We start from the raw sequence: 6,387 nt of genomic DNA, 5'->3' as shown, positions 1-6,387 counted from the left end.
AGAGATGTGTATAAGAGACAGGACGAACTCCGTTTCGGCCTTCTCCTCGGGCGACGCCTCGGGCAGTTCGTCCTCGCACATCCGGGTGTTCTCCAAGAGGAGGATTTCGCCCGCTGCGAGCGCGTCGATCGCCGCCAGCGCCTCGTCCCCGTACGTGTCCGCCACGAAGCCGACGTCGCGGCCGACGCGGTCGGCGAGGATCTCGGCGTGACCGGCGAGCGACGTGAAGTCGTCGCGGCCGGGGCGGCCCTGATGGGCCATGAGCACGACGCGGTGGCCGGCGTCGGCCAGCTCGCGGACGGTCTCGGCGTGGCGCTCGAAGCGGCGGTTGTCCTGCGGGTCGCCGTCCTCGATGGGGGAGTTGAGGTCCAGTCGGACGAGGACGCGCGAGTCGGTCGGGAGGTCGTCGATGGTGTCGAAGGCGGGCATGGGTGAGTGGTCGTCGATGAGATAGTTAATGGGTGGCGCTCCGGGGGAACGTTGCCGCCCGGGTGTCGGGCTTCGCTTGTCAGCCGCGATCGGGCGTTCAGGCCTCGTCGTGAACGTACGCGGCCATGTCGAGCATCCGGTTCGAGAAGCCGTACTCGTTGTCGTACCAGGTGAGGATCTTCACCAGCTTCCCGCCGGCGATGACGTTCGTCGACTGGAGGTCGACGTAGCTGGAGAAGGGGAGGCCGACGATGTCCGAGGAGACGACCTCGTCGTCGGTGTAGCCGAGGACGCCCGCGAGCGGGCCGGAGTCGGCGGCGTCGCGGAAGGCGGCGTTGACCTCCTCCGCGGTGACGTCCTCGTCGAGGCTGACGACGAACTCGGTGATCGAGCCGGTCGGGACCGGGACGCGCATCGCCATCCCGTCGATCTTCCCCTCGAGCTGCGGGAGGACCTCCTGGGCGGCGCCCGCGGCGCCGGTCGAGGTGGGGACGATGTTCTCGGCGGCCGCGCGGCCGCGGCGGCGCTTGCTCATCGGGCCGTCGATGAGGCCCTGGGAGCCGGTGTAGGCGTGGACGGTGGTGAGGGTGCCGGCGTCGATCCCGAACTCCGCGTCGAGCACCTTCGCGACCGGGGTGATGGAGTTCGTGGTACAGGAGGCGTTCGAGACCACGTCGTCGCCCTCGTACTCGTCGTGGTTGACGCCGTAGACGAGCTGTTTGACCGGCTTGTCGCCCTTCGGGGGCGCCGAGATGACCACGGTGTCGGCGCCGCCGTCGAGGTGCGCGCTGGCGTCGTCGCGGGTGCGGAAGATGCCCGTACACTCCAAGGCGACGTCGACGTCGAGCTCGTCCCAGGGGAGGTCGGCGGGGTCCTGGACGTTGAACAGCGGGACCGACGTGCCGCCGATCGTCAGCTCGTCGCCGTCGCGCTCGACGCCGTCGAGCCGACCCATGACGGTGTCGTACTTCGCGAGGTACCCCATGTCGTCGAAGTCCATCACGTCGTTGATCCCGACGAGCTCGATCCGAGGGTTCTCAAGCACCGCTCGGAACACGTTGCGCCCGATGCGACCGAAGCCGTTGAGCCCCACCCGCACGACCTCGTCGTCGCTCACGTCGTCACCGGCAGCCAGATACGATTTACTCATGTTCGAAAAAAGCGAGCCGCAACTACTTAAATCCGGCCCAGTCACGTCGAGACCGTCATAATCGTTCGAATTTGTTACGGTCGGTGTCGGCGATCGTCGTCGGTCTCGGTCGGCTCGCGTCGCTCGCCACCGCTCGTTGCCCGCTCGTCGCCGCCTCGGCGCGGGGCGGATAGCGGCCGAAACGGCGACCGACAGAAGGCTTATCGGGGTCACCGACTTCACGAGAGGTATGGACAGAGACGACCGCGACGATCCGTTCGGAGACTTCTTCGAGGAGATCGAGCGGATGATGAACGAGATGGCCAGCGGCGACGCCCCGTCGGCCGACGACGCGGGGTTCGGCTCCGACACCCACGTCGACGCGTACACCACCGAGGAGTCGGTGCGTCTCGTCGCCGACCTCCCCGCCGTCTCGAAGGACGACCTCTCGCTGCGCTGCGACGGCGACGCGCTCACCATCTCGGCCGTCTCCGACCGGCGCGAGTACGACGAGACGGTCGAGCTCCCCGCGCCCGTCGACGAGCACTCCGCGGACGCGACGTTCAACAACGGCGTCCTCGAGGTCTCGTTCGACCGCGACGACGACAGCGCGTCGATCGACCTCGTCTGAGGCGGTCGTCGGGTTTTATTCCGTTTTTGCCGTCCGTCGGATCAGCGCCGCGAACCGGTCGTAGAAGTCGTCCGCGTACTTCGTCGCGGCGTCGACGGTCGGGCGCGCGTTCGTCTCGTTGACGACGAGCCGGTCGTCGGTCGCGAGCAGGTCGACGCCGAGGTAGTCGATCCCGAGCGTCTCGGCCGCGCGTTCGGCGAGGTCGCGCGCCGCGGGGTCGAGGTCGACCCCCTCGGCCGTCGCGCCGCGGTGGACGTTGTGCTTCCATCGGCCGGCCGCGAGCGCGTCGTCGTCGAGGACGCGCTCCACCGCCCCCGCGGACGCGCCGTCGACGACCATCGCGCGGTAGTCGCGCGCGTCCGGGAGGAACTCCTGGATCAGGAACGACTTGTCGCCGGTGGCGCGGTAGTCGTGGATCAGGTTCAGGTAGTCGACGACGCCCAGAAGCGAGTCGAGGTCGGTCGCGGTCGCGACGCCGACGCCGCGGGTCGCGGAGTTCGGCTTCACGACGACGGGGTAGGAGAACTCCTCGACGGCGTCGACGACGACCGACTCGTCGACGGGGTTCGACACGAGCGTCGTCTTCGGCGTCGGGAGCCCGGCGGCCGACAGCCGCGCCAGCACGCCCGCCTTGTTGCGCGAGGCGACGACCGCGTCGCGCCCGTTCACCCACGGGACCCCCAGCCGCTCGTTGACGACCGCGCCCTCCATCAGGCGGGTCGGGTAGACGAGGCCGACGTCGAAGCCGTCGAACTCCTCGGGGTCGGCCGCCGGCGAAGCGCCGGTTTCACCGCTGGAAACCCGGAGCGACCGCTCTTTCGCTTGAACGTGACCCACCTCGATCCCGCGGTCCGCGAGCGGCTCGCGGACGCGCTCGAACGTCTCCGCGTCGGTGGTCATCGCGAGCCGGAGCATAGCCGTGTTGGGGGCTGTTCGGACTTAAAAACGGGGAGAGCGGCGCGACGGCAGCGACACGGTACGATACGCGGTGGCGCGTGCCTGCGAGCGGCCGCCCCCGGCGGCCGCGAGACAGCACCGCGCGAGGGACGCCGCGAGCGAAGCGAGCGGCGAGGCTGGGGAGGTGTGAGGTGCTGTGCGGTGCCGTGCGGGGCGGGACTCAAAGGGGCAGCCGCGAGGCGGGCGCAGACGAAGTAAGCACCGCAGGGAGCGAGTGAAACGAGCGACCGAGGAGCACAGCGAGTGTGCGCCCGCCTCGCGGCTGGGGCTTTGGAGGCGTTCGCCGCCGATCCACGAGCGGTTATTTATAAGCGAGCGGCTGGGGCTTTGGAGGCGTTCGCCGCCGATCCACGAGCGGTTATTTATAAGCGAGCGGCTGGGGCTTTGCGTTCGCCGCCGATCCACGAGCGGTTATTTATAAGCGAGCGGCTGGGGCTTTGGAGGTGTCCGACGTCGTTCTGGAGCCAGCTATTTATAAATGAGCGGCTGAGGATCCGGCGGTGTTAACTGCCGATCCGCGCTCGCTGACTCACTGTAAGTGGCCTTCCTCGCGGAGCTGTTCCGCCTCGCTCTTCTCGTAGCGCCACGAGATGTCGGCCTTCTCGTCCTGCCAGTCCCACGGCTCGACGAGGACGATGTCGTCTTCGCGGATCCACACCCGCTTTTGCATCCGGCCGGGGATGCGCGCGGTCCGCTGTTTCCCGTCCGCACAGCGCACCTTGACGCGGTTCGCGCCGAGCATCTCGACGACCTCCGCGAACACCTCGTCGTCGTCGGGCATCCGGAGGTCGTTCCGACCGCCGCCGTCTCCGTTGCTCATGCGTACGCGGTGATACGCGTTCGCGGAAATAAAAGGGCCGCTCTCCGCTGCGAGATCATCTCCTTTTAAGGACAGCCGAGAACCACCCGACGACATGCGCGACACGCTCGGTCTCGAAGGCATCGCCGGGGTTTTCGTCGTCTTCGTCGCGGTCGGCATCATCGCCGTCCGCGATCCCGTCATCGCCGGCGCCGTAATGCTTCTCATCGCCGGCCTCGCCCTGATCGCGAAGGGGCTCGTCGACACGGCCATGCGCTCGTTCGGGCTGAAGTAGCCCGCGAGCGCGACCCGAGCGCTCCGGCCGTCGTCGACGCCCGCTCGGCGTTCACGGCGCTCCCGAAAGAGTCATAACCGCCGACCGTTCCCCTCGGGTATGGTCGAAGTACCTGCCGTCGCGGTCGAACTCGTCGAACTCCTCGCCGTCACCCTCGGTGCCGGCGCGGCCGCCGCGGTCGGCGTCGTCCTCGAACGGTTCGGGCTCTCCGCCGTCTCCGGCGGCGAGCTCGTCCTCGGCGCCTGGGCCGTCGGCATGGGGCTGCTCGCGCTGTACGTCGGGCTCGTCGGGCTCGGCTACGAGCAGGCGCTCCCGCGGCTGCGCCGGCTCGCGAGCGGCGAGTAGGCCCGCAGTTCCGGACTCTTACAACTCCCCCTCGGCCGCCAGCTCGCGTACCCGGTCCGCGCGATCGCGGATCGCCGCCCACTCCGCGTCGTCCTTGTCGTCGACGTGCGAGTACATCAGTCCCATCCGCCCGGTACCCCGCAGCGTCTCCTCGTTTTCCTTCAGGAAGTCCCAGTAGAGCGCGTTGAACGGGCAGGCGCCCTCGCCCGTGGTTCGCGAGACGGCGTACGGGCAGTCCGCGCAGTGGTCGCTCATCCGGTTGACGTAGCTCCCCGAGGAGGCGTACGGCTTCGAGGAGAGCACGTCCGTCCCGAACGCCCCCATCGCGACGACGTTCGGCGTCGTCACCCAGTGGTAGGCGTCGACGAAGCCGAGGTGGAACCACTCGTTCAGTTCGGCGGGGTCGGCGCCGTACACGAGCGCGAAGTTCGACAGCACCATCAGCCGCTCGATGTGGTGGGCGTACCCGTGCTCGCGGACGTGGCCGACCGCCTCCGAGAGACACCGCATGTCCGTCTCGCCGTCCCAGTAGGCGGGCGGGAGGTCCCGCGACTGCTCCAACCGATTCGCGTCGGCCAACTCGGGCATCGCCTCGCGGTAGACGTGACGCACGAACTCCCGCCAGCCGATCACCTGCCTGACGAACCCCTCCGCGGCGTTGAGCGGGACGGGGGCGGGCTCTGACGGTGTCTCCGACTCTGCGCCGTCACCGAAGTCGTCGAGCGAGGTCGATCCCGCGCCGTCCCTGTCGTGCTCGGCCGGGTCGTACGCGCCCGGCTCGACCCCGCGCTCCTGATAAGCGCGTTCGACCGCCCGGACCGGCTCGCGCGGGTCGAGCAGCCCGAGGTTGACCGCCGGCGAGAGCAGCGAGTGCGAGAGGAACGGCTCGCCGCCGACCATCGCGTCCTGATACCGACCGAACGCGGGGAGCCCCTCGCGGACGAACCGGTCGAGCGCCTCGCGCGCCCCGTCGCGGGTGACCGGCCACGCGAACCCGTCGAGCGAGTCGTTCCCCCACGTGTCGAACCGCTCGCACACCCACGCGTGGGTCTCGCGGGTCAGCGCGTCCGGCTCGAACGTCGGTCGCGCGGGCGGCTCCCACTCGTCCGGCGGCGTTTCCTGGTTCAGGTCGTCGTAGTTCCACTCCCCGCCGACCGGGTCGCCATCGTCCATCAGCACGTCGGCCTCACGGCGGACGTGGCGGTACCAGTTCTCCTGTCGGTAGGTTCTGTCGGCGGCACCGTCGGCACCGATCGCCGTCTCCTCCCCGCCGGCCCACTCTCGCCAGTCGGCCGGCGTCGTCCAGAACAGCTCGTTGTCGACGAGCTCGAGCGTGCCGCCGCGCTCGGCGACCAGTTCGCGGAGCCGCTCGCCGGCGCCGTGGCTCGCCGGGCGCATGAGCCGCAGGCGCGGGCCGCCGCCGTCGCCGGCCCCTCGTCCCGCGCGCTCCGCGAAGAACTCGTCGAGGCCCTCGCCGAACGACTCCGCCCGCACGTACGTCACGTCGCGGCCGCGCTCGCGGAGCTCGTCGCGAAAGTGCCGCATCGCCGAGAACACGAGCGTCAGCTTGTGGGCGTGGTACGGCTTCCGGTCGGCGAACCCGTGGGCCTCGATCAGCAGCACGTCGTCGGCCGCGTCGAGGACGTCGAGGTCGGGGTTGAGCTGGTCGCCGAGCAGCCAGCAGGTCGTCCGGTCGCTCACGAAAAGTCGGTGGGGCGCAAGCGACATAGCTCCGGCGGCGGGCCGTGCGGCCGCCGTCGCCTCCGACCCCTCGCACCGCCGCGGCATCCGCGGCTTTTTGT

The 6,387-nt window shown here is 69.5% G+C and carries 8 protein-coding genes; 3 read left to right on the top strand and 5 right to left on the bottom strand.

The genetic code is table 11. From position 1 onward, the window contains the following. Both pgk and gap read right to left on the bottom strand, forming a co-directional pair. On the bottom strand, positions 1–429 hold a 429-nt coding region (gene pgk, locus C470_RS10500; RefSeq protein ID WP_008367125.1), incomplete at its 3' end, for a phosphoglycerate kinase. Positions 430–526: 97 nt separating this feature from the next. Then, positions 527–1,579, bottom strand: coding sequence for a type I glyceraldehyde-3-phosphate dehydrogenase (gene gap / locus C470_RS10495; RefSeq protein WP_049908372.1), 1,053 nt, complete (start codon positions 1,577–1,579; stop codon positions 527–529). 229 nt (positions 1,580–1,808) lie between these two features. Between gap and C470_RS10490 the strand changes: the two genes are divergently transcribed. Then, positions 1,809–2,189 (top strand): Hsp20/alpha crystallin family protein, encoded by a 381-nt coding sequence (locus C470_RS10490; RefSeq protein ID WP_004597365.1) that lies wholly within the window; start codon positions 1,809–1,811, stop codon positions 2,187–2,189. 15 nt (positions 2,190–2,204) lie between these two features. Here the strand turns inward: C470_RS10490 and C470_RS10485 are convergent, their stop codons facing one another. After that, positions 2,205–3,104: an ATP-grasp domain-containing protein gene (locus C470_RS10485; protein ID WP_008367122.1), complete on the bottom strand. Its 900-nt coding sequence runs from the start codon at positions 3,102–3,104 to the stop codon at positions 2,205–2,207. A 571-nt stretch (positions 3,105–3,675) separates the two neighbouring features. Then, entirely contained in the window at positions 3,676–3,966 is a 291-nt protein-coding gene (gene eif1A, locus C470_RS10480; RefSeq protein ID WP_004597376.1) for a translation initiation factor eIF-1A, read from the bottom strand. A gap of 94 nt (positions 3,967–4,060) precedes the next feature. Here eif1A and C470_RS10475 point away from each other — a divergent pair, with 94 nt between their 5' ends. Both C470_RS10475 and C470_RS10470 read left to right on the top strand, forming a co-directional pair. Continuing rightward, entirely contained in the window at positions 4,061–4,240 is a 180-nt protein-coding gene (locus C470_RS10475) for a DUF7470 family protein (protein ID WP_004597378.1), read from the top strand. 99 nt (positions 4,241–4,339) lie between these two features. Then, positions 4,340–4,585, top strand: a complete 246-nt coding sequence (locus C470_RS10470) for a hypothetical protein (RefSeq protein WP_004597380.1) — start codon at positions 4,340–4,342, stop codon at positions 4,583–4,585. Between the two features lie 18 nt (positions 4,586–4,603). On the opposite strand, the gene C470_RS10465 is transcribed toward C470_RS10470, so the two are convergent. Continuing rightward, positions 4,604–6,286, bottom strand: a complete 1,683-nt coding sequence (locus tag C470_RS10465) for a cryptochrome/photolyase family protein (protein WP_008367118.1) — start codon at positions 6,284–6,286, stop codon at positions 4,604–4,606. Positions 6,287–6,387: the final 101 nt, after the last annotated feature.

This window comes from Halorubrum distributum JCM 13561, from assembly GCF_000337395.1.
Lineage (GTDB): Archaea > Halobacteriota > Halobacteria > Halobacteriales > Haloferacaceae > Halorubrum > Halorubrum distributum.
Note: the sequence above shows the minus strand (reverse complement) of the source record. Positions and strands in the feature narration are given on the sequence as shown.